Annotated in this window: 25 protein-coding genes; 10 read left to right on the top strand and 15 right to left on the bottom strand. The window is 60.9% G+C overall.

From position 1 onward, the window contains the following. Positions 1-44: 44 nt before the first annotated feature. From UIA24_RS16435 to UIA24_RS16425, 3 genes are all read right to left on the bottom strand, one after another. Positions 45-506, bottom strand: a complete 462-nt coding sequence (locus UIA24_RS16435; protein ID WP_102051585.1) for a hypothetical protein — start codon at positions 504-506, stop codon at positions 45-47. Positions 507-634: 128 nt separating this feature from the next. After that, entirely contained in the window at positions 635-1,084 is a 450-nt protein-coding gene (locus UIA24_RS16430; protein WP_099775038.1) for a hypothetical protein, read from the bottom strand. 43 nt (positions 1,085-1,127) lie between these two features. Next, entirely contained in the window at positions 1,128-1,340 is a 213-nt protein-coding gene (locus tag UIA24_RS16425) for a glycine zipper 2TM domain-containing protein (RefSeq protein WP_102051584.1), read from the bottom strand. A 249-nt stretch (positions 1,341-1,589) separates the two neighbouring features. Between UIA24_RS16425 and UIA24_RS16420 the strand changes: the two genes are divergently transcribed. The 5 genes from UIA24_RS16420 (at position 1,590) to UIA24_RS16400 (ending at position 7,854) form a co-directional block, all read left to right on the top strand. Further along, a complete protein-coding gene (locus UIA24_RS16420) occupies positions 1,590-1,874 on the top strand; it encodes a hypothetical protein (protein WP_099775041.1) in 285 nt (94 codons plus the stop codon). 250 nt (positions 1,875-2,124) lie between these two features. Continuing rightward, the gene (locus UIA24_RS16415) at positions 2,125-2,631 is read left to right on the top strand and encodes a sigma-70 family RNA polymerase sigma factor (RefSeq protein ID WP_330523329.1); all 507 of its coding nucleotides are present in this window, start codon (positions 2,125-2,127) and stop codon (positions 2,629-2,631) included. Positions 2,632-2,696: 65 nt separating this feature from the next. Beyond that, complete coding sequence (locus tag UIA24_RS16410; RefSeq protein WP_330523328.1) at positions 2,697-3,698, top strand: FecR family protein; 1,002 nt, start codon at positions 2,697-2,699, stop codon at positions 3,696-3,698. A 230-nt stretch (positions 3,699-3,928) separates the two neighbouring features. Next, positions 3,929-6,688: a TonB-dependent receptor plug domain-containing protein gene (locus UIA24_RS16405; protein ID WP_330523327.1), complete on the top strand. Its 2,760-nt coding sequence runs from the start codon at positions 3,929-3,931 to the stop codon at positions 6,686-6,688. 29 nt (positions 6,689-6,717) lie between these two features. Beyond that, on the top strand, positions 6,718-7,854 hold the full coding sequence (locus UIA24_RS16400) for a cytochrome-c peroxidase (protein ID WP_330523326.1): 1,137 nt from the start codon (positions 6,718-6,720) through the stop codon (positions 7,852-7,854). Between the two features lie 32 nt (positions 7,855-7,886). Here UIA24_RS16400 and UIA24_RS16395 read toward each other — a convergent pair whose 3' ends face one another. After that, positions 7,887-8,327: a CopD family copper resistance protein gene (locus UIA24_RS16395; protein ID WP_102051582.1), complete on the bottom strand. Its 441-nt coding sequence runs from the start codon at positions 8,325-8,327 to the stop codon at positions 7,887-7,889. A 10-nt stretch (positions 8,328-8,337) separates the two neighbouring features. Next, entirely contained in the window at positions 8,338-9,525 is a 1,188-nt protein-coding gene (locus tag UIA24_RS16390) for an NnrS family protein (RefSeq protein WP_330523324.1), read from the bottom strand. Between the two features lie 188 nt (positions 9,526-9,713). Between UIA24_RS16390 and UIA24_RS16385 the strand changes: the two genes are divergently transcribed. Beyond that, positions 9,714-12,614: an HD domain-containing phosphohydrolase gene (locus tag UIA24_RS16385; protein ID WP_102051580.1), complete on the top strand. Its 2,901-nt coding sequence runs from the start codon at positions 9,714-9,716 to the stop codon at positions 12,612-12,614. Positions 12,615-12,624: 10 nt separating this feature from the next. Here UIA24_RS16385 and UIA24_RS16380 read toward each other — a convergent pair whose 3' ends face one another. After that, entirely contained in the window at positions 12,625-13,311 is a 687-nt protein-coding gene (locus tag UIA24_RS16380) for a GNAT family N-acetyltransferase (RefSeq protein WP_065757629.1), read from the bottom strand. Positions 13,312-13,449: 138 nt separating this feature from the next. Then, positions 13,450-15,627, bottom strand: coding sequence for a putative bifunctional diguanylate cyclase/phosphodiesterase (locus tag UIA24_RS16375; RefSeq protein ID WP_102051578.1), 2,178 nt, complete (start codon positions 15,625-15,627; stop codon positions 13,450-13,452). Positions 15,628-15,885: 258 nt separating this feature from the next. On the opposite strand from UIA24_RS16375, the gene UIA24_RS16370 reads away from it, so the two are divergent. Then, positions 15,886-17,058, top strand: a complete 1,173-nt coding sequence (locus tag UIA24_RS16370) for a DUF1624 domain-containing protein (RefSeq protein ID WP_330523323.1) — start codon at positions 15,886-15,888, stop codon at positions 17,056-17,058. A gap of 52 nt (positions 17,059-17,110) precedes the next feature. Here the strand turns inward: UIA24_RS16370 and UIA24_RS16365 are convergent, their stop codons facing one another. The 5 genes from UIA24_RS16365 to UIA24_RS16345 all read right to left on the bottom strand — a co-directional run bounded on the left by UIA24_RS16365 (position 17,111) and on the right by UIA24_RS16345 (position 20,766). Continuing rightward, a complete protein-coding gene (locus UIA24_RS16365) occupies positions 17,111-17,398 on the bottom strand; it encodes a hypothetical protein (protein WP_065757632.1) in 288 nt (95 codons plus the stop codon). A gap of 140 nt (positions 17,399-17,538) precedes the next feature. Continuing rightward, positions 17,539-18,306 carry a phosphonate ABC transporter, permease protein PhnE gene (gene phnE, locus UIA24_RS16360; RefSeq protein ID WP_099775052.1) on the bottom strand — a complete coding sequence of 256 codons (768 nt, stop codon included), beginning with the start codon at positions 18,304-18,306 and terminating at the stop codon, positions 17,539-17,541. Further along, positions 18,303-19,130 carry a PhnE/PtxC family ABC transporter permease gene (locus tag UIA24_RS16355; RefSeq protein ID WP_330523322.1) on the bottom strand — a complete coding sequence of 276 codons (828 nt, stop codon included), beginning with the start codon at positions 19,128-19,130 and terminating at the stop codon, positions 18,303-18,305. The genes phnE and UIA24_RS16355 overlap by 4 nt, the downstream gene beginning before the upstream one ends. Next, positions 19,124-19,918: a phosphonate ABC transporter ATP-binding protein gene (locus UIA24_RS16350; protein WP_330523321.1), complete on the bottom strand. Its 795-nt coding sequence runs from the start codon at positions 19,916-19,918 to the stop codon at positions 19,124-19,126. The genes UIA24_RS16355 and UIA24_RS16350 overlap by 7 nt, the downstream gene beginning before the upstream one ends. Then, positions 19,915-20,766 (bottom strand): putative selenate ABC transporter substrate-binding protein, encoded by an 852-nt coding sequence (locus tag UIA24_RS16345; protein ID WP_065757636.1) that lies wholly within the window; start codon positions 20,764-20,766, stop codon positions 19,915-19,917. The genes UIA24_RS16350 and UIA24_RS16345 overlap by 4 nt, the downstream gene beginning before the upstream one ends. A gap of 118 nt (positions 20,767-20,884) precedes the next feature. Between UIA24_RS16345 and selD the strand changes: the two genes are divergently transcribed. After that, complete coding sequence (gene selD, locus UIA24_RS16340) at positions 20,885-21,919, top strand: selenide, water dikinase SelD (protein WP_099775056.1); 1,035 nt, start codon at positions 20,885-20,887, stop codon at positions 21,917-21,919. Then, positions 21,919-23,022 carry a tRNA 2-selenouridine(34) synthase MnmH gene (gene mnmH, locus UIA24_RS16335; RefSeq protein WP_330523319.1) on the top strand — a complete coding sequence of 368 codons (1,104 nt, stop codon included), beginning with the start codon at positions 21,919-21,921 and terminating at the stop codon, positions 23,020-23,022. Before selD ends, mnmH begins: the two co-directional genes overlap by 1 nt. A gap of 15 nt (positions 23,023-23,037) precedes the next feature. Here the strand turns inward: mnmH and UIA24_RS16330 are convergent, their stop codons facing one another. Continuing rightward, on the bottom strand, positions 23,038-23,313 hold the full coding sequence (locus UIA24_RS16330) for a metal/formaldehyde-sensitive transcriptional repressor (RefSeq protein WP_065757639.1): 276 nt from the start codon (positions 23,311-23,313) through the stop codon (positions 23,038-23,040). Between the two features lie 68 nt (positions 23,314-23,381). Between UIA24_RS16330 and dmeF the strand changes: the two genes are divergently transcribed. Further along, positions 23,382-24,335 carry a CDF family Co(II)/Ni(II) efflux transporter DmeF gene (gene dmeF / locus UIA24_RS16325; RefSeq protein ID WP_330523318.1) on the top strand — a complete coding sequence of 318 codons (954 nt, stop codon included), beginning with the start codon at positions 23,382-23,384 and terminating at the stop codon, positions 24,333-24,335. Between the two features lie 66 nt (positions 24,336-24,401). Here the strand turns inward: dmeF and UIA24_RS16320 are convergent, their stop codons facing one another. Both UIA24_RS16320 and UIA24_RS16315 read right to left on the bottom strand, forming a co-directional pair. Further along, complete coding sequence (locus UIA24_RS16320) at positions 24,402-24,710, bottom strand: putative quinol monooxygenase (RefSeq protein WP_102051572.1); 309 nt, start codon at positions 24,708-24,710, stop codon at positions 24,402-24,404. A 45-nt stretch (positions 24,711-24,755) separates the two neighbouring features. Continuing rightward, positions 24,756-25,856 (bottom strand): NADH:flavin oxidoreductase/NADH oxidase, encoded by a 1,101-nt coding sequence (locus UIA24_RS16315; RefSeq protein ID WP_330523314.1) that lies wholly within the window; start codon positions 25,854-25,856, stop codon positions 24,756-24,758. Positions 25,857-25,884 lie beyond the last annotated feature (28 nt).

The following is a 25,884-nucleotide window of genomic DNA, read 5'->3' as shown; positions in this document are numbered from 1 at the left end:
GTGTCCACTTTGGTTTGATTTGGCGGGGCACTGACGCTTCAGGCTTACGGTGTCACTTGATAGCCGCGCTGCTGCATGCACGTGCTGTAGGCAGAGGATGTACTGGCGCTGTTCTGATCCGCATTGCGCCGGTCTTGGCGCCGGTCCTGGCGCTGCCGCGATCCACCGACCGCCATCCCGGCCACCGCGGCATTCTTGGCCTGGTTCTGCCGGTAGTCTTGCTTTACATCATCGTCGACCCGGTCATACACCTCGTCATGCTGACGCATACGCGCCCCGGCAACCGCCGCCCCCGCGACCGCGCCGGTAGCGGCACCACGGGCACGACCACCCGATTGCGTAGTGTTGGTGCTGCTGACGCTGCCAGCCTGTGCCTGGCAGGCGCTGATGTCCTGCTGGACAGTCTCCGGGGACTGGCCCTTGAGCGGTGTAACGGTCTCGGCCGTGGCGCCAAGGCAAAATAGCGAGAGGAGCGTTGCTACGCAGGGAACAAGGGCGGTTCTCATAAGGGCTCCACTGTCATTTAGCGTGGTCTGAGGATTGAAGTCTAGCGCGACAGCTCGACCATACCCCTACGGCTGGACCTACGGTCTCAAGGGCACCGCGCGGACGCTTCGCGATAGCTGCCCCTGCGCTACTCACTCCAGTGGAAGTTAACCGTGCCGGTTGACGTGCCGGCGAGCGCAATGCTGCGCCGCTGTTCACGGCCATCAGTGCGGGCAATCACAAGGTATTTGTCTGCCGGCAACTGTACATACACCAGCGGCCCTACCTGACTCAGCGACAGTACAGGCTTGCCACTTTCAGTCTGAATCACCAGATCGACATTGCTGACGTACTGGTTAGCGGGCCCCGTTGAAAAGGTCAGGTGCAGGTTATAGCCCTTCGTCTGCTGAAGGGCCGTCGACTCGTCCAGGCCAATGCCTCCGCTGAGGTAGCGGATTCCGTTCTGCTCCTGAGGTTCCAGTTGTACCGCCGAGCTATCGACTGTTTCTTCAGTCGTCGCGTACAGCATCGCTGAAGACAGCCCGAGCAGCAACGCCAAGGCAAGCCTTGAACGTGTCAGTTTATGAGTGAATATCATGATGACGTGCTCCTTGATGCGCTAGCGCGCATAGGGGTGACAACTACTTGGCTTCGTGGCCGATGATTCCGCCAATCGCGGCGCCGCCGACAGTGCCCATGGTGCTGCCCCCGGTCAAAACGGCACCACCGACAGCGCCAACGCCCGCGCCAATGGCCGTGTTACGCCCCTGTGTCGACATGCTCGGACAGCCACTCAGGCTGGCGAGCAAAGCCACCATCAAGGCGCTATACGTGAATCTGTGCAAGGTGCTCATACTGTTCTCCGAGGAGTACTGGCAGGGATCTACCTATGACCCAGCATGCGCGTGCCCGTCCGCCAGCGTCTGTGCGCTAGTACACGTAGGCCTATGTGTTTCAGCGAACAGACCCTGTGTCGCCAATCCCTCAGACTCAGGAAACGGAACGACACGGTGCCGGTTCGACACCGCGTTCCGATTGGCTCCGAGGCGTAGCGCGAGCAAACGCCCTGCGCTGCCCTGCACTCACGACAAAGGACGTACACCATGGTCATTCATTTCAAGGTCGCCGGGCATCTCGCCTGCGGCCATCACGGCGACAACCTCAGCACCACACTTGAGCTTTCAAAGGTGAAATGCCGCAGTTGCCGCAACACCGATGCCTTCAAGGCAGCCCGCAGAGACCTGCGTAACGCCACGCGCCGTTCCGCACGGCACGCAAAGGGGGCTCACGCCATCAATGACTGGCGCGCGGACTGGCGGGCAAAACTCGCCGCGATGCCCGGTCGTCAGCGACTTCCAAGAGGTTTCCACGGTCAATCGTTCGCCTAGCAGTGCAGGCGGCAACCGTTGGCCGGATGCCTCGTTTCGTCAGGGTATCCGGCTCACACGGGTGTCGAGCCAGACTGTGACGTTCCTGCAACAACGGTGGCAGCAAGGCTCAGGCACTCGCTGCCCCGTACGCTCGACCGCGAAGCCTGTAGACATCATCCGTCAAAATCATATTTGATAATGATTATCAACACGACTACTATCGCCACGCCTGATCGGGCAGTCATTGTGTTTAACGAGCGTGGTCGTTGTGTCAGAACACCGTCAAAAACTTGAACTTTACCTCTCACACCGCAAGGCGCTGGTGGAGTATGCGTCGCCAATCGTGGGCTGTCGGTCCAAGGCTGAAGACGTGGTTCAAGAGGCCTGGCTGCGCTTCAATGACATCAACGCCGATCGAACACCCTTGGCTCAGCCCGTGGGTTACCTCTACCGTATTGTGCGTAACCTCGCCCTTGACCTGAATCGGCGCCTCTCCCGGGAAAACCGTCACCCGGCCAGCGAGGACGAGCTCGAAGGGTTGCCTTCTGAAAATCCTTCGCCAGAATGCGAAGCCCTCTACAGCGATGAGTTGCAGCGGCTTCAAAATGCCTTGGCCCAATTACCCGAGCGATCTCGCCAGGCGTTTGTCATGCACCGGTTGCATGGCATGACCTTCAAGGACATCGCACAACGCCTGGGGATTTCCTTGAGCCTGGCCCATCAACTCGTTCGGGACGCCCTCACCTACTGCGCGGAGCAATTGAGCGATGACTGACAACACGCCAGCGGTACGCCTGCATGCCATAGCAGCAGCTGTTGCCCTCACGACCTGCAACGCCCGTGCTTGAGCCTCGCGCCGAAACACCCGCGGCGGTGAACAGTCGTCCTGGGGATCCAGTCTGGGAAACGGCGCTGGACTGGTTCCTGCGCGTGCAGGAAAACCCTGCAGACCAAGCCTTGCACGATGAGCTGCAGGCCTGGCTTGAGGCGTCCCCTGCGCATTTGCGAGCCTATCGCAAAGCCGAGAAAGTCTGGCGGATAAGCGGGCAATTGATGAGCAGCCCCCTGCTCGATTGCCCTTTGCCTGCGCCGATCACCCCACCAGGCGCACGACGTCGCTGGCTGCGCCGCATGGTCGTCAGTGGCGCCGTGGCCGCCTGTGCGATGTTGTTGGTGCTCCCCGACTGGCAAGGCAACACTGCCGACTACAGCAGTCCTGTCGGCGAGCACCGCCAGGTCATCCTGAGCGATGGCAGCGTGGTGGAACTGGACAGCGGCAGCGCTATCGATGTCCAGTTCAGCGCCGATAAACGCCAGGTAACCTTACTGCGCGGGCAAGCGTTCTTTTCCGTCAAGTCCCAGCCTCAGCGCGTGTTCCAGGTATCCGCCGAGGCGATAACCGTCACTGTCACTGGCACCGCCTTTGCCGTCGAGGTGTCGCCCGACACCATTGATGTGAGCGTGGCAAACGGCTCGGTCAATGTCGAAGACCAACGTGGTCATGGCGCCACACTGGAACCGCTCAAGCCAGGCCAGCGCATCAGCTTCTTGCGTCAGGACCAGAGTATTCAACGCGCCTCCATCCCCGTGGAGCAGATTGCGGCCTGGCGCCACTGGCAGATGTTGGTGATCGATCAGCCAGTGAGCGACGTCGTTGCACGCTTGCGTCCTTACCAACCTGGGCTGATCGTCCTCAACGACGAGGCGCTGGGCAAACGCCGGATCACCGCCGCGCTCGACCTGCGCTCGCCACGGCAAGCGTTGCAGGCAGCCATCGCCCCCTTGGGCGGCCATGTGACAACGTTGAGCCCCTACGTACTGATGGTGTCCGGCGCCGACTGAGTCGGTGCACTCCCCTCGCTGCGCCAAGCCTGAGCCTGAGCCTGAGCCTGACAATCGCCGTTTCATCGAATCGGCGATTTTTTTATTTATTTCTGGAAATTACGAAAGGTCGAGCGTCATTAACCTGAAGGCTACTGAAAACTATTCGCATTAGCGAACCTGAATTTCACGTCACAGGTACACGAATGTCCCGCTCGAAGCGCTCTGTCTCCTCTACGCCGCAGTCTTTCTTGCCCAAATCCAGTGTGCTCGCCCTGCTGATGGCGCTGCCATACCTGGCGCACAGCGCGCCCACAGCGGCCACCACGGAGCTGCTGGCACCCTCGGCATACCGCACCTATTCGTTCGACATACCTGCCGGCTCACTGGGCAACGCGCTGATGCTGTTTGCCCAACAATCGGGCGTGCAGGTCAGCGTCGAAAGCGCACTGCTGCAAGGGCTATCCTCAGGGAGAGTCAAGGGCCAAATCAGCCTCGAACAGGCACTGGCGCAACTGCTCACCGACAGTAACCTTGCCTGGCAACACAGCGCAGACAACGCCGTCTCGATCCATAGGCGCGATGCGGTCGATGTGCTGCAGTTGGACAGCACCCGCGTCAATGGCCAGGCCGCTGAGTATCAGGCGGACAGGACCATCGACCGACGAACCATCGAATCACTGCCCAGCGGTAACGGCGACATCACCAGCCTGCTACGAACCAATCCCAGCGTGCAGTTCGACGACGGCCAGCTCTCGGGCAAAAGCCCCGGAGAGATCAGCCCGGCCAACGTCAGTATCAACGGCGCCCGTTACTGGCAGAACCTGTTTGTGGTCGATGGCATGAGCATAAACAACGATATCGACCCTGGTTCGACAACCAACAGTTATGACCAGGTTGAAGGCCGCAGCCAGGGGCTGGCACTGGACACTGATCTGCTGGATGAGATCAAGGTTTATGACAGCAACGTGCCGGCCGCCTATGGCGGTTTCAATGGCGGGGTGATTGAGGCCAATACCCGTAACCCCAGCAAGGAACTGCACGGCAAAGTGTCGACTCAAATGACCCGCTCGTCCTGGACCCGTTATCACCTGGACAAGGACGACCCGGACCTGGATGAGTTCGAGGCAGGATATGGCACAGGCAATCAGCCGGAGTTCGACAAAGTCATCACCCGCGCCACCCTGGAAGGTCACCTGACCGACACGTTTGGCTTGATGGGCAGTTTTTCGCGCAAGGACTCCACCATCCCGACCCGCACCTTTGCCTTGAGCCACGACTCGGCTCAAGCCAGTGAGGAGCAAGAGCAGACGCGCCGCATCGACAACTACTTCTTGAAGTCGGTCTGGCAGATCAACGATGACTGGGGCCTGGACGTCAGCCTGACCCACGCGCCGGAAACAGCGCATACCTATGGCAACAATGCCTTGTATTCGGCCAGGGACACCACGGCAGGCGGCGAAAGCATCGCAGCACGCTTGGTATGGAACGCCCCTCTGGCCAGGGTCGAGCAGAACCTGAGCTGGAGCCAACTGGAAAACTCCCGCTCGTCCGAGTCTGACTACCTCATCGCCTGGCGCTCTTCGACCACCAAGAACTGGAGCAACTCGACCACAGCCAGTGAAGGTGGCCTGGGTGACATCGAGCAGGAACAGAAAAACCTGAGCTACAAGCTCAAGGCCGACTGGAACAGCTTCCGCACCTTTAGCCTTGAGCACACGCTGCAAACCGGCCTGGAGCTGTCACACAGTTCAACAGCCTATGACCGCTCTTCGCCCTATACCAGCTACGCCGTTTCAGGGATGACCAAGACCTCGACCTGTGTTGGCGACGACCCGCTGTGCTCGATCGGCAAGACCGTCAACGGCTGGGATGGGCAGTACGCAAAAACCAAAACCGTCACCCAAGGCAAAATTGACTTCGATACCCGCGCCTGGGCAGTCTTCCTTCAGGACGACATGCGCTGGGGGCGCTTGAAAGTCAGGCCTGGCGTACGTGTCGACGCCGATGACTACATGAATGCGACCACGGTTGCCCCTCGCCTGGCGGTGGAGCTGGACGTATTTGGCGACGGCCAGACCCGACTCACCGGTGGTGCCAACCGTTATTACGGGCGCAACCTCTCCGCCTATAGACTGCGCGACGGCGTTGCGGCCCTGCAGAGCAACTACACACGTGCCAGCCAGACGTCGGACTGGGTCTACACGTCCCGCGTGGCCAACGGCGCCAAATTCAACGAACTGGATGTACCCTACGACGATGAGCTGACCCTGGGCCTGACACACATCCAGTGGAACACCGAGTTCGCGCTGAAGTACGTCAACCGCAAAGGCCATGATCAGATTTCACGGGCCTGGGGCGCCCAGATTGGTCAACCCAGTACCGATACCCAGGTACTGGCCAGCAACTACTTCACCTATTACAACGGCGGTGAGAGCGAGTCCGATATCTACACTCTGACCATCACCCCGCTGCGCAACTTCGCCTTGTGGGGCACACGCAGCAGTGGCCAGCTGGCGCTCGACTGGACCGAAGTGCAAAGCTCAGGGTTGTCCGATTACACCACCAGCATTGGCCTGCTGTATGTCGACGATCCCATCATTCAGTACCAGGGCACCTTCATGAACTATTCGGACCGCCCTGCCGAGAACTACAACCGGCCCTGGACCGTACGCCTGACTACCCTCACTGAGATCCCCCAACTTAACCTGAAATGGGGCAACTTCCTGCGTTACCGCGATGGCTACCGGCGCATTGCCGGCACCGGTGAAACGGTCGCTTACAACGGCCAGCAGGTACGCGTCTGGGAAGAAACCGATTATGCCGCCGCACTGACCTGGGACACCCGACTGGCCTGGGAACTGCCTACTGCCAAGGATCAGGCACTGTTCGTCAATCTGGACGTGAGCAACCTGCTGGATAAAGCCATTGTCAGCAACACAGACAGTGACGACATTGCCACTTACGAGGTGGGCCGCCAGTTCATGGTTGAAGTGGGGTACCGGTTTTGAACGCACCTGCAGATGGACGCCCGTTTGACATGAAGCGACCGCTCAGGCGCACCTTCCTGACTGCGGCCTGGCTCATGGCCTTGCCGCTGGCTGCCGACCCAGCCGATGCCGCCGAACCCTGCGAAGCCGTAGCAGGAACACTGCGCGCCTATCAAGCCTGTATCGGCCAGCTGTACCGTCAACCTGTCGCGCAATGGCCCGCACCGCAGATTGACCCGGACGTGTCCTGGGAAGAAATGGGCCCCTTGCCTGAACGGGCCTCCTCCCCGCCCGAGAACCCCTTCACCCAAGCCAAAGCGGCCTTGGGTGAGCGTCTGTTCAACGACCCGAAACTGTCCCGCTCCGGCCAGATCGCCTGCGCCTCCTGCCACGAACCCGACGAGGCGTTTGCAGACGGACGCCGGGTTTCCTTCGGCCACGACCGTCAAAGCGGTCGGCGCAACGCCCCCAGCGTGGTGATGAGCGGCTTTACCCGGCACTTGTTCTGGGACGGTCGCAGCAGCAGCCTTGAGGCCCAGGCACTACGCCCCATCAACGACCACGTCGAGATGGCGTTCACCACCGACGAACTGCTCTCACGCCTGAACGCTGACGCCGAGTACCCCGGCCTCTTTGATCAGGCCTTCGCCAGTAAAGGCACGGTCACGGCTGAACGCATTGCGCAGGCACTCGCCACCTACCAGCGCACACTGGTGACCGCTACCCGCAACACCGCGTTCGAGCAACTCCTGCGCGGTCGACCACAACGCATGAGCGACGAGCAACTGCATGGCCTGCACCTGTTCCGTACCCAGGCTCGCTGCATGAACTGCCACTTCGGCCCGAGCCTGAGCGACGATCAGTTCCACAACCTGGGGCTGACCTATTACGGCCGCAAGTATCAAGACCTCGGACGCTACGAAGTGACTGGCAACGTGGACGATGTCGGTGCCTTCCGCACACCGTCACTGCGCCTGCTCAGCAAGACCGCACCGTGGATGCACAATGGTCTGTTCGTCAACCTGGAGGGCACCATCGCCCTGTACAACAGCGGCATGCCTCGACCACGACCGGCCGAGCAACAGAAAAACGATCCGCTGTTTCCCAAGACCAGTGATCGCCTGAAGCCGCTGGGGCTGGACATGGATGAACGCCGGGCACTGATACGTTTTCTCGAAACGCTGTAAAACCAGCGTTTGAGCAGATCTGAGGCCAGGCATCACACGTTCAGCAGGAACATGGCCTTGGCCAGAAACAGGATGCCGAGCATGTGCAACAGCACACTAAGATGGAGCCGCCGTGATCGTGATGCGGTCATGCGGCCGGTGCGCATCAGGTACACCACGCCGATGAACTGCACGAGGATACTCAGGGCCAGGCCGATTTTCAGCGCCATCATGGTCCCGAGGCTGCTGCCCAAGGGATTGTGCAGCACCGCGCGATACTGCCAGGCCAACCCCAGGCCTGCACCGTAAAGCACCGGTATCACCCAGCGCATGACACTGCGCGCACGCAGGCCCAAGGCTTTGGACAACTGCTCGCGCGGGGCCTGCTCAAGTTGTCGGGTCACCCGACTGAGGATCATCACCTCAAAAAAAACACCGCCAATGAAAAAGGCTGCCGCCGTCAGGTGGATAAACTTCAACAACAGGTAACTCATAGCGTCTCCATCAGCCTGGGTGACCATCAGCACGCGTGCGCCAGAGCATGGGCGCATAGCAGAAAAGGTACTGGGCAAACGCCCCCGCCCAGCAGGCAGCCGCCAGCCAAAGTGCCGGCTGGTGCCAGAAACTGACCGCCAATACGCGAAACAGGCTGCCCAGGTTGAGCAATACGAATGCCCAGGCAAACCCCTGTGGCAGCACCAGAGGACGCCCGGTATGCCCCAGCGAGACACGCGCCAACATGGCCAGGATCAACCCGCCCAAGGCGCCGACCGTGAACGCATGCAACGCCAGGCTTACACTGCCGAGCAGGCCGAAATGCCAGAGCGCCATGCCAAAGCAGGCCATTGCCAACCAGGCATACGCCACATGCAGTGACCACAACAACGGCTCCTTCAGCAGGCCACGATCAAACCAGCGCAACAGACGAATACCATGCCCCGCGGCCAAGGCAATAAAGACCAACCCCAGCCAGGCGTGCACCTGCAGCGCAAGCCCCGACGCATACAGGATCGCCAGCGAAACCGTGACAATCAGCAACGCCCAGTCCAGCCAGGCCCAAGGCTGAACGGCAGCCGCACGCCCGAGCCCCCGTTGGGTGAAGAATGGAATCACCCGCCCGCCGATCAACCCCATCATGGCGGCGACCAGCCACACTGCCGCCCAGACGCCTTGGCGCTGCCAACCGTCGTTTGCCTGCTGCAGCCCGAGCTGCGTCAACAGGTCGGCCCCCAACAGCAACACCAGGACCGCAACAATCGGATAGTTACGGGTTTGCCGTACCGCCCACAACTGATACGCCATGACCAGGGCCACACAGGCAAAGAACATCAGGTTGGCCGTCATCAGCAACGGTGGCGACCCCGTCCACCATGCCAGCCGAGCCGCCAACCAGATCACCACCAGCACGCCCAAGGACTTGCCAGACAGGCCGGGGCGCCCCGTCCAGGTCTGTACCGCAGTCAGCAGAAAACCGGCAATGATCGCTCCGGCAAAACCGAAGACCAGTTCATGTCGATGCCAGGCCAGCCAACCGCCCAGGGGCTGCGCTGTAATGCCATCCCCCAGCAAGGCGAAAACCCAGAGGGGCACGGCCAGGGCGGCCAAGGTACTGCCAAGCAGAAAAAAGGGCCGAAAACCCAGGTGCAATAATGGCCACGTGCTCATGGCCTGGCGTTTATCGAGAATCTGCATGGTTTCTCCGGGAGGCAGGCCGTTCATCCACCTCAGTCTCGCAGCTCTATGCCCATGTCGCCATGACAGACATCAAGCATTGGGCCACAGATTTCGCCACCTGCTCACCTTGTTCTATGCGACATGGCGGCAACCTTGATCATCAGCGCCTATAGTCCAATCTCCTATCGCTGACAGGGAAGCGTGCGATGCCATCGCGTCGAATTCCACTTTATGTCCACATTGCCTACCTGTTCGTTGGCCTGCTGCTGACCTTCGCCATTCTCAGCAACGGCTATCAGTTTCTGCAGAACCGCGAACAGATGGTCAGTGGCGCGAAAAAACACTTTGAACTGGTCCGTCAGCTCGCCATTTCCGAACTGGACGCCCTCTACCGGCCCACGGTGAGTACGGTGTCATTACTGGCCCATCAGCGCCTGATGCGTGCGCAGACGCTCGAGGCACGCTTGGATAGCCTGCAGTTTCTGGCCGCCGCCCTGGATAGTCAGCCCGCATTGACTTCCTTGTACATGGGCTACGACACCGGTGATTTTTTCATGATTCGTCCGTGGCGCAATGAAGCCGCATTGGTTCCGCTGTTCAACCCTCCCGCCGGGACACGCTGGATCGTGCAGAGTATTCAGGTGATCGACGGTCAGCCATTGGGTGAGCATCTGTTCATCGGTCAGGACTTTCAGGTGATAGAGCGACGAGCACGGCCGGACTACCGCTACGACCCGCGCGGCCGTCAGTGGTTTATCGCCGCTAAACAGCACGGTGATCTCTACGTCACCGATCCGTACGTGTTTTTCTCCACTGGACAGCCCGGCGTGTCCTTTGCCCATCCCACCGAGAATGGCAGCGGCGTTGCGGGGGCAGACATCACCCTAAGCTCGCTGAACGCACTGATGCTGGAGCTTAAAGCCACCCCGGACAGCCGCATCGCCCTGCTCAACGCCATGGGCGAAGTGCTCAGCTGGCAAAAAGGTGCACCGCAGATGCTTGATGACGGCGCTGGCAAACTGCGTTTACCCCGCCTGGATGAGTTGCAGGCGCCGATACTGCAACGCTTGGTCAGCACACTGAACGAGCGCACAGAAGACGGCCTGAGCTTTCAGGCTGCTGGCGACGACTGGCAAGGTATCCGCATTGCCCTGCCCACGGTCGGCGGACAGACCCTGACACTGTTGATGGCGGCGCCCTACCGTGAGCTGCTGGCAGACGCCATCGCACTGCGCAACCGCGGCATGCTGATTGCCTTGGCCTTGCTGGTCCTTGGTGTACTGATGGCCCTGGCCATGGCGCGCCTGGCGTCCAAACCCCTGCAAGCCTTGACCGCCGAAGCAGAAAAAATCGAGCACTTCAACTTCGACGAGCCCATCGAGGTAGAGTCGCAGATTGCCGAGGTGGTCGACCTGTCTCGCGCCATGGGCAGCATGAAAAACACCATTCACCGCTTCCTTGAGTTATCGATTGCCCTCTCCAGCGAGACCAACTTCCAGCGGCTGCTGGCCCATCTGGTACGTGAAATGCAGGAGATCACCAGCGCCGAGGTCAGCCTGATCTACCTGGCAGATGCTGATGCCACTCGTCTGCAACTGGCCCGTGTTCACTGCCGAAACGGCCCGTTCGACGCAGCGCCTGGCAGTGATATCGAGCTTGCCGTGGCCCATGATCATCCCGTGGTACGGGCCATGCGCACGGCCACACCCTGCGCAGTGTCGGCTGATGAGTTGCAGCGCAACTTTCCGCCGTTCAGCAACATCGATCAGCCCTTGTCATTGTGGGTACTACCGCTGAAGAGCCGGGCAGGCGATCTGCTTGGCGCACTGGCGCTGCTGGTCAACGAGCAGCATCACCCGCTGAGCCCGGAATTGATGGCCTTTGTCGAGGCACTGTCCACAACCTCGGCGGTGGCGCTGAACACCCAGCGCCTGATCGATGAGCAGAAGGTTCTGCTGGAAGCCTTCATTCAGTTGATCGCCGGGGCCATTGATGCCAAGAGCCCCTACACCGGCGGGCACTGCCAACGTGTGCCTGAGCTGACCAAGATGCTCGCACGCGCCGCCTGTGCCGAACGCAGCGGGCCTTTCGCTACCTTCAACCTGACTGAAGAACAGTGGGAGGAACTGCACATTGCCGCCTGGCTGCACGACTGCGGCAAAGTCACGACGCCGGAGTACGTGGTGGACAAGGCAACCAAACTGGAAACCCTGCACGATCGTATCCATGAAATACGCATGCGCTTTGAAGTGCTCAAGCGCGACGCAGAACTGGCCTGCTGGCAGGCAATCGCGGCGGGTGGCGATAGCGATTTGCTGCAGGCCGCACTGGCTGAGCAGTTGCATGAGCTGGACGAGGAATTCGCCTTCGTTGCCCAGTGCAATGAAGGCGGCGAGTTCATGGCCCCGGAGCGGGTCGAGCGGCTACAGCGCATCGCCGCGCGCACCTGGCGGCGTACCCTGTCCGATCGCCTTGGGATTTCCCATGAGGAGAAAGCGCGCAAGAACCTCAACCCGGAGCCGGCACTGCCCGTCGACGAGCCGCTACTGGCCGACAAACCCGAACACATTTTCCCTCGCGGGCCGCGCGAACAGATGCCTGCCGACAACCCTTGGGGCTTCAAGGTCAAGGTGCCCGAACATCTGTACAACCGCGGCGAGCTCTACAACCTCAGCATTGGCCGAGGCACCCTTGTCGAGGAAGAACGCTACAAGATCAACGAACACATCATCCAGACCCTGATCATGCTGGAGAAGCTGCCGTTCCCACGGCACCTGCGGCGCGTGCCGGAGATCGCCGGTGGCCATCACGAGAAAATGGACGGTACCGGCTACCCCAAGGGCCTGACACGCGAGCAGATGAGTGTGCCTGCCAGGATGATGGCGATTGCCGATATCTTTGAGGCGCTCACCGCCGTCGACCGCCCCTACAAACAGGGCAAGACCCTGTCCGAGGCGATCAGGATCATGGGCTTCATGCGCAAGGATCAGCACATCGACGCGGAGCTGTTCGCGCTGTTCCTGCGCTCGGGTATCTATCGTCAATACGCCGAACGCTACATGCCCCCGGCGCTGATCGACGAGGTGGATATTGCCGCCTACCTGTAGCCGCTTGCGTTTATACGGATATCCCGGCCTGCTGCACAAAGGCACGCGCCTGGCGGGTCAGTTGATCGAGGTGCCGGTCACGCTGCTTTTCCGCTTCCACCATCGCTTTCTTGCCCTGTTGCTGAAGCAGATAGGTGTGTATCTGGCGTACCTCCACGGAACGGTAAATCGGCGCTACATCCAGCACCGCCACATGCCCGTGGGTGCTGTGGTCACGGGTGTTCATCAGTACTTGCGGGCCACGCACGCCGATGACCTGAAACCCCATCGACTCAAAGCACGGCACTTTAGCGGTAAAGCACGCCAACTCGGCATGTGGGTAGCGACTCAGCATGGCCTGCACCATCGCCCGGGCAATCCCCTGACGCCGGTGGCTGAGCGGCACGGCCATATAGGCGACCGAGCACGCCTCGGGATCACCCGTCGCGGGCAGGTACAGCAGAAAGCCGACAACCGTTGCCGGGTCGTCGGCATCCAGGGCCACGATCAGCTCGACAGGCATTCCCCTGGAACCGTCCATCGCCTCTAGATAAAGATGAACCTCGTAGCCAACGCCGTATTGGTAAAGCCGGTAGAGCGGGTTGCTCGGCGCAATGGCCACCGCGCTGATGTCCGTGACGTAATCGACGACCATCTGCATGATCTGGCTTCTGATCGCCTCGGGGGGTGGGCTTTCAAGGCGGGTGACAGTGAACATTGCGTTTCGAACTCCGGGACTAAGGCATGCCCATGGCCTGAGACGTTGGCGCTGGGCGCCGACATGATAACCCGTCTTTACGCCGCTGACCTGCTGCACGGCTCACCGATGATGAGGGGAACCAGAGCAAACCCACGCTCAACCGCGCAGGCGCCCTGCCAGTGCCGGTATCACTATCGCTGGCACCGGGCGTGCCAACAGGTACCCCTGGCCCAGCTCGCAGCCCAGCCGTAGCAGTTCGTCGGCGGTGCATTGATCTTCGATACCTTCGGCCAGGGTTTCCAGCCCCAGCGAGCGCGCCATCTGGATGATCGCTTCGACGATGGCGTGGCCATCGGCGGCGCTGGTCATACCGCGCACAAAGGACTGGTCGATCTTGAGCGTGTCTACCGGCAGCCGACGCAAGTACGCCAGCGAGGAATAGCCGGTGCCGAAATCGTCGATAGACAGCTTGATGCCATAGGATTTAAGGCTGATCAGCGTCGCCAGTACCTGCTCGGTGTCTTCGATCAGGCTCGACTCCGTCAGCTCCAGTTCCAGTGCCGACGCTGGCAAGCCGGCATCGCTCAGCGCCTGCTTGATTACCGCTTCCAGCGAATGGTGGTGCAGTTGCACGGGCGACAGGTTGACCGCGACCCTTGGAATATCCAGCCCACTGGCCCGCCATTGTGCGGCCTGCCGACAGGCCTGCTGGATAATCCAGTCGCCCATTGGCACGATCAACCCGCTTTCTTCAGCCGCGGTAATGAAACGGTCTGGCGAAATCAGCCCTTGGGTTGGATGCTCCCAGCGTACCAGCGCTTCGGCACCGACAATACGACCGCTGCCGAGTTCGAACTGCAACTGGTAATGCAGCGTCAACTCATGCTGGTCGATGGCCTGGCGCAGGCTGTTGAGCAGTTGCAGGCGCTCACTGACCTCCAGGTTCATGGCAGCGCTGTAGAAGCGCCAGGTCTTGCGGCCGGCCTGCTTGGCCTTGTACATGGCTGTTTCAGCATTACGCAGCAATTCAGCCGGTGCTTCGCCATCGTGAGGGGCCAGGGCGACGCCGATAGACACTGAGGTTGAGATTGCCTGCCCGGCAATCCGGAAGGGCGCAGCCAGCAGGTCGAGAATGGTTTGCGGTACCTTGGCAATGTCATCGGCATTCACCGGGCCAGTCAGCAGTACAGCAAACTCATCACCACCATAGCGACACACGGTAGCCGTCGCTGGCAACCCTTCACGCAAGCGCTCACCTATTGCCCGCAGCAAATCATCGCCGTGGGCGTGGCCCAGGGAATCGTTGACCAGCTTGAACGCATCGACATCCAGAAAGAGCAAGACGACCGGGTGGTCGTCACCCCGCATACTGACCAGCGCCTGCAGCGTCCGGTCTTGCAGCAATGCCAGATTAGGCAGGCCGGTCAGCGTATCGTAGAACGACATGACCTCGATGCGCTTCTCGGCAGCCTGGCGGTCGGCGATTTCTACAGCAAGACGCTCGTAGGGTTCGCGCACGCTTGAAACAAACACAATGCGGTAGATCAGGCAGTACGAGAGGACCTTGTACAGGTGCCCGGTCAGGCTGTAGAGCCCGTTGACGTTGTGATAGGCGGTGAAGCACAGCTCCGCAAGAATGGAGATCAGCGCGGCGGCCAGCAGGCCATTAGCGTCGAAGGAATGGTTATACCGCGCCTGCCAAAAGCGCGCTGCTGCAATGGCCAGCAAGCCGATGATGGCCCACTCCATGGCGATCTTGAACGGTGTGAGACCGCTGCCCTCAATGAAGGTACTCGGCCAGACTTCGGGAAAAAACAGACCGAGGACATAAACCATCGCCACCATCGTCAATGCCGCAAGCAGCATTGGCAAGCGCGGAGTACGGCTGGTCAACGGACGCCATGGGCGAATCGAGATCAGCAATAATGTCGCTGCGATCAGTAGACGCGACACCAACCAGAAATCAATCGCTTTTTCAGGGGACGCCGGGGTAACGAACATGGGCATGCCCTTGTAGGACAGCACATGGGCGAGATCAAGCAGCGCAATAGAGAGAAACGCACAACCGAGCAGCAACAGGTTACTGGGCTGCCCTGCCCGGTAGCTATGCCAGGTAACCGCGAACACCAGTACCGCGACCGTGATCGCAAAGATCTCACAAATCGCGTGCACCGCCACCGGGAACCAGTCGGCACTGCCATGCACGGCCGGCGGCGCAAACCATATGGCGAGCAGCGCAACGCCGAGGACAACGACCATGGTCAGGTGGTTGCTGTCACGAGGCTGACGGTCTGTAGCAGGGAGTGTCGGAGAAGAACTGCTCGGATAGGTCATAGGCACAATCAGGCTGTGTTTCCGATAGCAGCATGGATACCGTCAGCTGCGGGCGGTCGACATTGTATAAGGCGGCCTGAGCTAAAACCATATTTAAAATGGGTTTACTGGCGCCCTTCAAGGCCCTGAAGCCGCGTAAATCAAGGCACGTACGTCCCAATAGTGCGAAAACCCGGCGAGGTAAAGATTTTTATTCTCATAGGCAATGTTATAGAGTAACCAGATAAATGCCTAACAACCCCGCATTGCGAACGACCCATGACCCCTGCTCCTGCTCACACCACGACCACTGCCACTGCCAACCGGTTGCTCTCGATTGATGCCTTGAGGGGGCTGGTCATGCTCTTCATGTTGCTGGACCACGTCCGGGAGACCTTCCTGCTCCATCGACAAGTGTCCGACCCGATGGACATAACGGTGACAGAGCCTGCGCTGTTCGTCAGCCGGACCCTGGCCCACCTGTGTGCGCCTGTGTTTGTCTTGCTGACCGGGCTGTCGGCTTACCTGTTCGGTGAAAAGTACGCCGGTAAAGGCGATGTGAGCGGTTTTCTGTTCAAGCGTGGGCTGTTTCTGCTGGTACTGGAGTTCACCCTGGTCAACTTCGCCTGGACGTTCCAGTTGCCACCCACGGTTATCTACCTGCAGGTCATCTGGGCGATTGGCCTGAGCATGATCGCCTTGTCAGCCCTGGTCTGGCTGCCGCGGCAGATACTGCTGGGTTTGAGCCTGCTGATCATTGTCGGCCACAACCTGCTCGACCCGCTGCACTTCCCGGATGGGACGGCGCTGCACGTGCCGTGGGCGATTTTGCATGATCGCGGCTGGATCGAGCTGTCGGATACCCTGCGGTTGCGCACCTCTTATCCCGTGCTGCCGTGGATTGGCGTCATCGGCCTGGGCTATGCCATCGGCCCCTGGTTCGCACGCAGTGCAACGCCGGCTGCACGCCAACGCAAACTGCTAGGCTGGGCAAGCCTCGGTTTAATTGGCTTTGTTGTCTTGCGCCTGCTCAATGGCTACGGCGAACGCCCCTGGACGGCCGGCGAGGCTCCGTTGCATACGTTGATGAGCTTCTTCAACATCACCAAGTACCCGCCATCCCTGCTCTTCCTTGCCCTGACCCTGAGCCTTGGCCTGTTGCTGCTGCTAACGTTCGAGCGCCTCCAGAAACACAAGGCCATCGGCCCTTTGAGCGTGCTCGGGTCGGCGCCAATGTTCTTCTACCTGCTGCATCTGTACGCGCTGAAAGGGCTGTATGTGCTCGCCGTGGCGCTGTTTGGGCTGAACCAGGGGGACTATTTCGGGTTCGATGGCATCTGGGCCATCTGGTTGACCGCCGGGGTGCTGGCGGTGGTGCTATACCCTGCCGTACGCTGGTTTGCGACCTTGAAGGCTCAACGCCGCGATATTGCCTGGCTCAAGTATTTCTAGCGGCCATTGCACAGCATCGCCATGGTCGGCCCACGGCGATGCCGAGGCGGTATTAAACCAGCAATTGCGGATCGATCATGTCGCACTCAAAGGCCAGCCAGCCGCCATTCGGTTCGGCATGGCCGTTAACAATCGGGCCGTAGTAGGACAGCCCGTTCTTAAGGGTAATGCACACATGCGTCGGTGCATCCGGCGCCGCCAACTGGCCGGTGAAATGCACCTTCTTCAGGTTGTCCGTCACTGCTTCCAGGCCAATGGCTACGTTTTCATTGTCGACCGCCTCGACCTCTCCCGCGCTTTGCTCAGCGCTGACGGTCACGGTGGCTGTGTCTTGGTACATGCTTGAACTCCATCGGCAGGGCATTCGGCACAGTGCCGCGCCAAAAAGACACTAGGGTAAGCCAGTGACGGCATTAGCTGAAGCGCCTACGCGAAAACATTTAGCCGCGACACGGCCAAGGCGACGGAGAACACCCTACATCAGTTGAGCACCCAACGCTGGCGAATGCGGTCACTCACCGCGTCGACGATCAACACCAGCGCCAGCATGGCGATGATCACGGTGCTGGCCCGCGACTCCTGGAACAGGCTGAGCGTCATGTACAGCATCTGGCCCAGCCCTCCGGCACCAACGAAACCCAGTACCGCAGCCATGCGGATGTTGTTTTCCCAGCGGTACAGGGTGTAGGCCAACAGTTGCGGCCAAAGGTTGGGCAGCATGCCGTAGCAGAACGCCGAAACCTGGCTGCCGCCCTGCAAGCGAATGGCCTGGGCCGCTGCAGTGGGTGTGTTCTCGAAGGCTTCAGCATACAGCCGGCCCAGCACACCCGCCGTGTGCAAGGCCAGCGCCAGGGTACCGGCATTTGGCCCAAGCCCTGCGGCCAATACCATCAACACTGCCCAGACCAGTTCGGGTATCGCCCGCAAGGCATTGAGCAGCAGCCGTGCGAGCCCACGCAGGGCCCCGCCGAACAATCCGGCCGCAGGCAGTGCCAGAAGCAGGCCCAGTGCCGCCGCCAACAACGTGCCTACACCCGAAATGGCCAGTGTTTCCAGCGCACCTCGCGCAACGGCCTGCAGGTGCTCGCGACTGGTATCAGGAGCGAGGAAACGCGCCGCGTACTCCCCCATCTTGCCCGCCCCGCCCTCACCCACCAGCGCCCACAGATCCAGGCTCAAGTAAGCAAACGACGACACGATCGCGGCCAATACCGCAAACAGCACCAGCAGGTTGATCAGGCGCCTCATGCCAGCCTCCTGCGCAGCAAGCCACTGAGTTGATCGGCCAGCCAGACCAGCACCAGGAACGTCAGCAACATACTGGCCACTTCCGCGCCAGCAAACATGCGCATCGACAAATCGATCTGCTGGCCCAGCCCGCCAGCACCGACAAACCCCATCACCACCGAAGCCCGAATCGCGCACTCCCAGCGGTAGATGGTGTACGACACCAGCTCTGTACCCGCACAGGGCAAAATACCGTAGAAAAAGGCCCCAAGACGCGTGCTGCCAGCTTGCAGCAACGCATGGGCAGGCCGCTGATCGACCGACTCGAAAATCTCCGCATAGACTTTGCCCAACATGCCGCTGTAAGTAATGGCGATAGCCAGCACGCCCGCAGTCGGCCCCAGGCCCACGGCCCTTACGAACAGCAACGCCCAGACAATTTCCGGCACACTGCGCAGAAACACCATGAGCGCACGCACCGGCCAGCGCAGTGCCACAGCCAGTGCACTGGGGCGCCCGCCCCGGGAGGCTGCGGACAACGACAACGCGCGGCTGGCCAGCAGGCTGGCCGGGACCGCCAGGAGCAAGGCCAGGGTCATGCCCGCCGTGGCAACGGCGAGGGTTTGCAGCGTGGCGTCCCATAGCAACTCAAGGAACGCCTGGTCATGAGCCGGCGGCCAGAAAGCGCTGACGAAGCTGCCGATCTGACGACGGCTGTCGGCCTGAAACAACACACCGAGGTCGAGTTCGCTCAGGTGCAGCCCCGGCCAGAGCAGTGCCAGCGCCAGCAGGGTCAGCAACAGCCGTGGCGCGGTTGCCGGGTCGCGCAGGTCACGACTCAGCATCGGGGAATCTGCAGGGTCAGCGGCGCAACGGGCTGAACCGGCGAGGTCAGTTGCTCATTGGCGTACAAAGCATCAAGCAAGTCCTCGGTCACTTCAGTCGCCGGCTTGTCAAACACCAGACGGCCTTCACGAATGCCGATCACTCGCGCGAAGTGGGCCAATGCCAGGTCTACCGCATGCAGGCTGGCGACCAGGGTAATACCCCGTACGCTGGCGTAGCTGCACAGGGTCGCCAGGCTATGCGCAGCGAGCACCGGGTCCATCGCCGAGACCGGCTCATCGGCCAGCAGCAGGTCCGGCTGCTGGTACAGCACCCGGGCGATGCCAACTCGCTGCAATTGCCCGCCGGAGAGTTGTTGGCACTGCACGAACAGTTTGTCCGCCAGGTCCAGGCTCGACAGCACGGCGCGCGCGCCGGCCACATCGACGGGCCGCAACAGGCTGAGCAGCCCACGCAGGGTCCCCCACTGCCCCAGCCGGCCGGCCAGTACGGTGGTGACCACCCGCTGACGCGGCGGCAAGGGTGGCACCTGATGAATCAGCCCCAGGCGTGTACGCAGCTTTTGCCTCAGCCGCGCCGAGAGGTGCCAGGGCCGCTGGCCGAGCACCTCCAGCTCGCCGCTGCCTGGTTTGGTGGCGGTGGCGATCAGGTGCAGCAAGCTCGACTTGCCAGCACCCGAGGGGCCAATAATCGCCACCTGCTCGCCGGCCTCGATGGTCAGGTTCAGGTCACGCAGTGCTTGCAGCGCACCATGGTTGAGGCAGGCCCCGGTCAGTCGGATCGTCATTTCAGCAGTTCAGCAGCCCGAGCGGCCTCTTCAATACCCGCATAGTTCTCCGGGCGCGTTTCGATGAAACGGGTAGCCGCCTGCAAATCAAGAATGGCCTTGTGCTCGGGGTTGGCCGGATCAAGGGCCAGGAACGCCGCCTTGATCTTCTGCGCCAGCGCCGGGTCAAGGCTGCCACGCACGGTCCAGTTGTAGTCGAAGTACGTAGGCGTCGTGGCGAACACGTGTACCTTGCTGGTATCGACCTTGCCAGCGGCCACCAGTTTGTCCCACACACTGGCGTTGAGCACACCGCCGTCGACCTTGCCCGCCTGCACCCAGGCAGCCGTGGCGTCATGGGCACCGGAATACGCTACGCGACTGAAGAAGGTTTCTGGCTTGATGCCGTCCTTGAGCATGAAGTAACGCGGCATCAGGCTACCGGAGGTGGACGATACCGAGCCAAAGGCAAAGGTCTTGCCCTTGAGGTCAGACAACTGTTTGACCTGAGGGTCGGCCGTGATGAATTTGCTGGTGAACCGGGCATCCTGCTCGCGCTGTACCAGCGGCGTGGCACCAGGGCTTTTCAGGTGAACCTGGACGAAGGTGAAACCGCCAAGCCAGGCGAGGTCCAGACGGTCACTGGCCAAAGCCTCGACGACCGCCGGGTAGTCGGCCACCGGCACAAACTCCACCTTCATGCCCAATTGCTGCTCAAGATAAGCGCCCAGCGGCTTGAACTTGCGCAGCAGCTCGGTTGGGGCTTCATCGGGAATCGCGCTGACGCGCAAGGTTTCAGTGGCCTGAGCCAGAAAAGCGGAACCACTCAGTACCAGGCCGGCAAGCAGTGCCAGGGTGTTTTTGAGCATGGGAGTTCTCCGGTTCGACAGCGCAATAGGTAGGGCTTACAGGTGCCGAATTATAGGAGTTAGCAGCACAAAGACCAGCTTTGCTAGAATCCGGCGCTATAACTCCTTGAGGTGTGACATGAGCGAACCCATTCGCCTGACCCAGTACAGCCACGGTGCCGGCTGCGGTTGCAAGATTTCCCCCAAGGTGCTGGACGTGATCCTGGCCGGTAGCGGCGCCCAGCATCTGGACCCGAAACTCTGGGTCGGCAATGCCTCACGCGATGACGCCGCCGTCTACGCACTCGATGACGAGCGCGGCGTAGTCTCGACCACCGATTTCTTTATGCCGATTGTCGATGACCCCTATGATTTCGGCCGCATTGCCGCCACCAACGCCATCAGCGATATCTACGCGATGGGTGGCGACCCACTGATGGCCATCGCGATTCTCGGCTGGCCAGTGAACCTGCTGCCCGCAGAAGTGGCCCGCGAAGTGATTCGTGGTGGCCGCGCCGTATGCGATGCCGCAGGCATTCCCTTGGCCGGTGGCCACTCCATTGATGCACCCGAGCCGATTTTCGGCCTGGCCGTCACCGGCGTGGTCGAAAAACGCCACATGAAACGCAACGACACCGCCACACAGGGCTGCCGCCTCTACCTGAGCAAGCCACTGGGGATTGGCATCCTCACCACGGCGGAAAAGAAAGCCCGGTTGCGCGAGGAGGACAAACACCTGGCCCGCGACTGGATGTGCACACTGAATACACCCGGCAGCCGTTTCGGCAAGTTGTCAGGTGTTCAGGCAATGACCGACGTTACCGGTTTCGGCCTGCTCGGCCACCTTGTGGAAATGGCCGACGGCAGCAACCTGACCGCACGCATCACCTACAGCGCCGTACCGCGCCTGCCCGGCGTCGATTACTACCTGGCCGAAGGCTGTGTGCCTGGCGGCACGCAACGCAACTTCGACAGTTACGGCGAGAAGATCGCAGCCCTGAGTGATGAACAGAAAAACCTGCTCTGCGATCCGCAGACCAGCGGCGGCCTGTTGGTTGCGGTAAGCCCCGAGGGTGAAGCCGAATTTCTGTCTGTAGCCACCGAACTGGGCCTGACACTGGCTCCGATCGGTGAACTGGTCGAGCGACAGCGGCACGCGGTAGAGGTGGTGTAATGGCTGACAACACCCACGACTACCGCTCACTGTTTATCGATGATGTGCCACTGATGGACGTTCGCGCCCCCGTTGAATTCAACAAAGGTGCCTTTCCCGGTGTAGTCAACCTGCCGTTGATGAATGATCAGGAACGTCAGCGAGTCGGCACCTGCTACAAGCAACGCGGCCAGCAGGCGGCCATTGAACTGGGCCACCAACTCGTCTGCGGTGCTACCAAGGACGAGCGCATTGCCGCCTGGGCTGCCTTTGCCCGGGCCAATCCAAACGGATACCTGTACTGCTTTCGCGGCGGGCTGCGCTCACAGATCACCCAGAAGTGGCTCAAGGACGAGGCCGGTATCGACTACCCGCGTGTAGTCGGTGGCTACAAGGCAATGCGCACCTTCCTCCTTGAGACCACCCAGCAGGCCGTGGCGCAGTGCGATTTCGTGCTGGTCGGCGGCCTCACCGGCACCGGCAAGACCGATGTGATCCATGCCTTGCGCAACGCCATCGACCTGGAGGGGCTGGCCAACCACCGTGGTTCCAGCTTCGGCAAGCGCGCTACCGGCCAGCCGGCACAGATTGACTTTGAAAACCGCCTGGCCATCGACCTGCTGAAAAAGCGTGATGCCGGTATCGAACAGTTCGTACTCGAGGACGAGAGCCGCCTGGTCGGCAGCTGCAACCTGCCCCTGGAGCTCTACCAGGGCATGCAGCAGTACCCCATGGTCTGGCTCGAAGACAGCCTGGAACACCGTATCGAACGCATTCTTCAGGACTACGTCACGGGCCTGTGTGCCGAGTTCATCGCTGTCCACGGCGAGGAAACGGGGTTCGCACAGTATGCCCAGCGCTTGCAAAACAGCATGGCGAACATCCAGAAACGCCTGGGTGGCGAGCGCTACAAGCGTTTCTCGACCCTGCTGCAGGACGCGCTCGATGAGCAGCAACGCAGTGCTCAGGTCGACTTGCACCGCGGTTGGATCGCTGGCCTGCTGAACGAGTATTACGACCCGATGTACGCCTTCCAGCGCGCCAGCAAGGGCGAACGGGTTGAGTTCGTTGGCGAACAACAGGCCGTCATCGAGTACCTGCAACAGCGCACGGCACGCCACTAAGCGCTATCAATCGCCCTACTTCAGATAAGACCTGAGCAGAGCGGCAATCTGGTCGACTTCGGCTTGCCGCTGCTGCGCAGTCAAATCCTCTGCTCCGAGGTGCTCACGAATGTGACCCTCCATCACCTCGGTCATCAAGCCATTGACGGCGCCGCGAATGGCCGCGATCTGCTGCAGGATCGCGATGCAGTCAGTGTCCTGCTCCAGTGCCGTTTCCAGTGCCGTTGCCTGCCCTTTGATCCGGCGAACCCGGGTCAGCAGTTGCTTCTTGCCTTTGGTTGTGTGTGCCATTGCATTCTCGCCAATTAGTATACTGGGGTATAGTATGCGAACCCCCTGTTATCCCGAGCATGATACCCATGAATTCACTGGCCTCCGAGTACCGGCATTCCCATGTCTTCGACGAAGGGAATCCGCTGGCGGAAAAAAAGACCCGCTGGGCCCTGGGTTTGACCCTGGTGATGATGGTCGCAGAGATCTGCGGCGGCTGGTTGTCCAACTCGATGGCACTGCTTGCCGACGGCTGGCACATGAGCTCACACGCTCTGGCGCTGGGCTTGTCGGTGTTTGCCTATCGCGCGGCCCGGCAATTGGCCAATGACGGGCGCTTCGCCTTTGGCACCTGGAAAATCGAGATACTGGGTGGCTACTCGAGCGCTATCGTGCTGCTGGGTATCGCGGGCTTGATGCTGTTCCAGTCCGTCGAGCGACTGTTCAGCCCCAGCCCGATCCATTATGACGAAGCCATCGCGATTGCCATTGTCGGGTTGGCGGTGAACCTTGCCTGCGCCTGGCTGCTCAAGGACGATCACTCGCATCATCACGATCACCACCACGGGCACGCTCATGAAGGGCATGGACATGGGCATGACCACCACCATCACGACCTGAACCTGCGCTCAGCCTACCTGCACGTCATTGCCGATGCGGCGACTTCGGTGCTGGCAATCATCGCCCTGATCGGCGGCAAACTCTGGGGCGCGGCATGGCTGGACCCATTGATCGGGATTGTCGGCGCGGCAATGGTTGCGATCTGGGCCGTAGGCCTGCTACGTGAAACCGGGCGCGTGCTGCTGGATGCCGAGATGGACGCGCCAGTCGTCGAGGAAATCCGCGAGGTGATCGAGCAGTTCCCGATCCAGGCGGAAATCGCCGACCTGCATGTCTGGCGTGTTGGTAAAGGAAAGTACGCCTGTATCCTCTCCCTCGTCAGCCACGGCTCATTCAACGCCGATGCCGTGCGCCAGCGGTTGAGTATTCACGAAGAACTGGTACACATTACGGTAGAGGTGAATCAGCCCCGCGCGGCGTGATCCACCTCTACGACAACGACTGCCCTGCGTATTACCCGCTAGCGGTGTCGGGTATCAAGGCGAGCTTCAGGCGCGGGGCTTCTGCGCCTGATCCAGGGCGCGTAGCACCTGCACTTCCGGAGGTGTCGCCAGCCAGCCGCTGATGCGACTGCGGTAGGCCTGAAAATGCGCGCTGTCACGGTGAGCCTCCAGTGCTGCCTGGTCGGCGTAGGTCTCGAACAACGAGAACCCGGCGCCACCGTCAAGGTCCGCAAACAGGTCATAGCACAGGTTGCCCGGCTCTTGGCGGGTAGCCGCGACCATCGTGCGCAGCTCCGCCTCAACCTGTGCCTGGTGCTCCGGCAACGCGACTACACGGGCAATGACGTGAATCATCAATACAGTCCTCTCTGCGATATTCAGTGCTGAAGGTCGGCCAGTCTACTGGCTGACCTGATAGCGTTCCAGCCAGTGGGCGTAGGGCGTGGGCAGCACCCAGGAAGGGCGTTCTACCTGCAGTTGCAGTGCCGCCTGGTAAGGCCAATTGGGGTTGGCCAGGTGAGCGCGACCCACCATCACCAGATCCATCTGCCCCTCGGCCAGGGTAGCTTGCGCGATTGCCGGATTGTCGATGCCCCACGCAGCAGCCACCGGCAGTTCCGCTTCACGACGCACGCGCTCGGCAATCGGCGCAAGGAACGCTGGCCCCCATGGAATAGAGACGTCCGGCACAGTGAAACCCACGCTGACACTGAGCAGGTCCAGCCCACCCCGGCGAAATGCCTTGGCCAGCTCGATGGACTCTTCCAGCGTCGCCTCGTCGCGACCGTCATATTCAATGACACCGAAACGCGCGGTCAGCGGCAGGTGCTCCGGCCAGACCTCACGCACCTGCGCCAGGGTTTCAAGCAGGAAGCGGCTACGGTTTTCAAAGCTGCCACCGTAGGCATCATCGCGCTGGTTGCTATGGCTGGAAAAGAAGCTCTGGCCCAGGTAACCATGAGCAAAATGCAGCTCCAGCCACTCAAAACCGGCCGCCAGGGCACGGCGTGCCGCCGCCACGAAGTCAGCGCGAACACGGGCGATGTCTTCGAGGGTCATGGCCTTTGGGGTTTTCGGCAGATGAGTACCGAAAGGAATCGCCGAGGGTGCGAGGGTGTCCCAACCACGGGCATCCTCTGCGCCAATGTGATCGTCGCCTTCCCACGGACGGTTGGCACTGGCCTTGCGACCGGCATGAGCGATCTGAATACCCGGTACGGCACCGGCGCGCTTGATCGAAGAGGCGACTTCAGCCAACGCGTCGGCCTGGGCATCGTTCCAGATGCCGGCACAACCCGGGGTAATGCGCCCTTCCGGTGAAACAGCGGTGGCCTCGACAATGACCAGGCCGGCACCACCACGCGCAAGGCTGGTGTAGTGCGCCAGGTGCCAGTCATTGATCAAGCCGTCAGTGGCGGTGTATTGGCACATCGGTGGGACGGCAATGCGGTTGCGCAAGGTCACGCCCTTGAGCTGGAACGGGGTAAAGAGTGCGGACATGTAATCAACTCGTCTGATGCTGAAACGA

It is taken from the genome of Pseudomonas sp. AL 58, from assembly GCF_036348395.1.
Taxonomy (GTDB): domain Bacteria; phylum Pseudomonadota; class Gammaproteobacteria; order Pseudomonadales; family Pseudomonadaceae; genus Aquipseudomonas; species Aquipseudomonas defluvii.
This window is presented reverse-complemented; position numbering and strand designations above follow the sequence as displayed.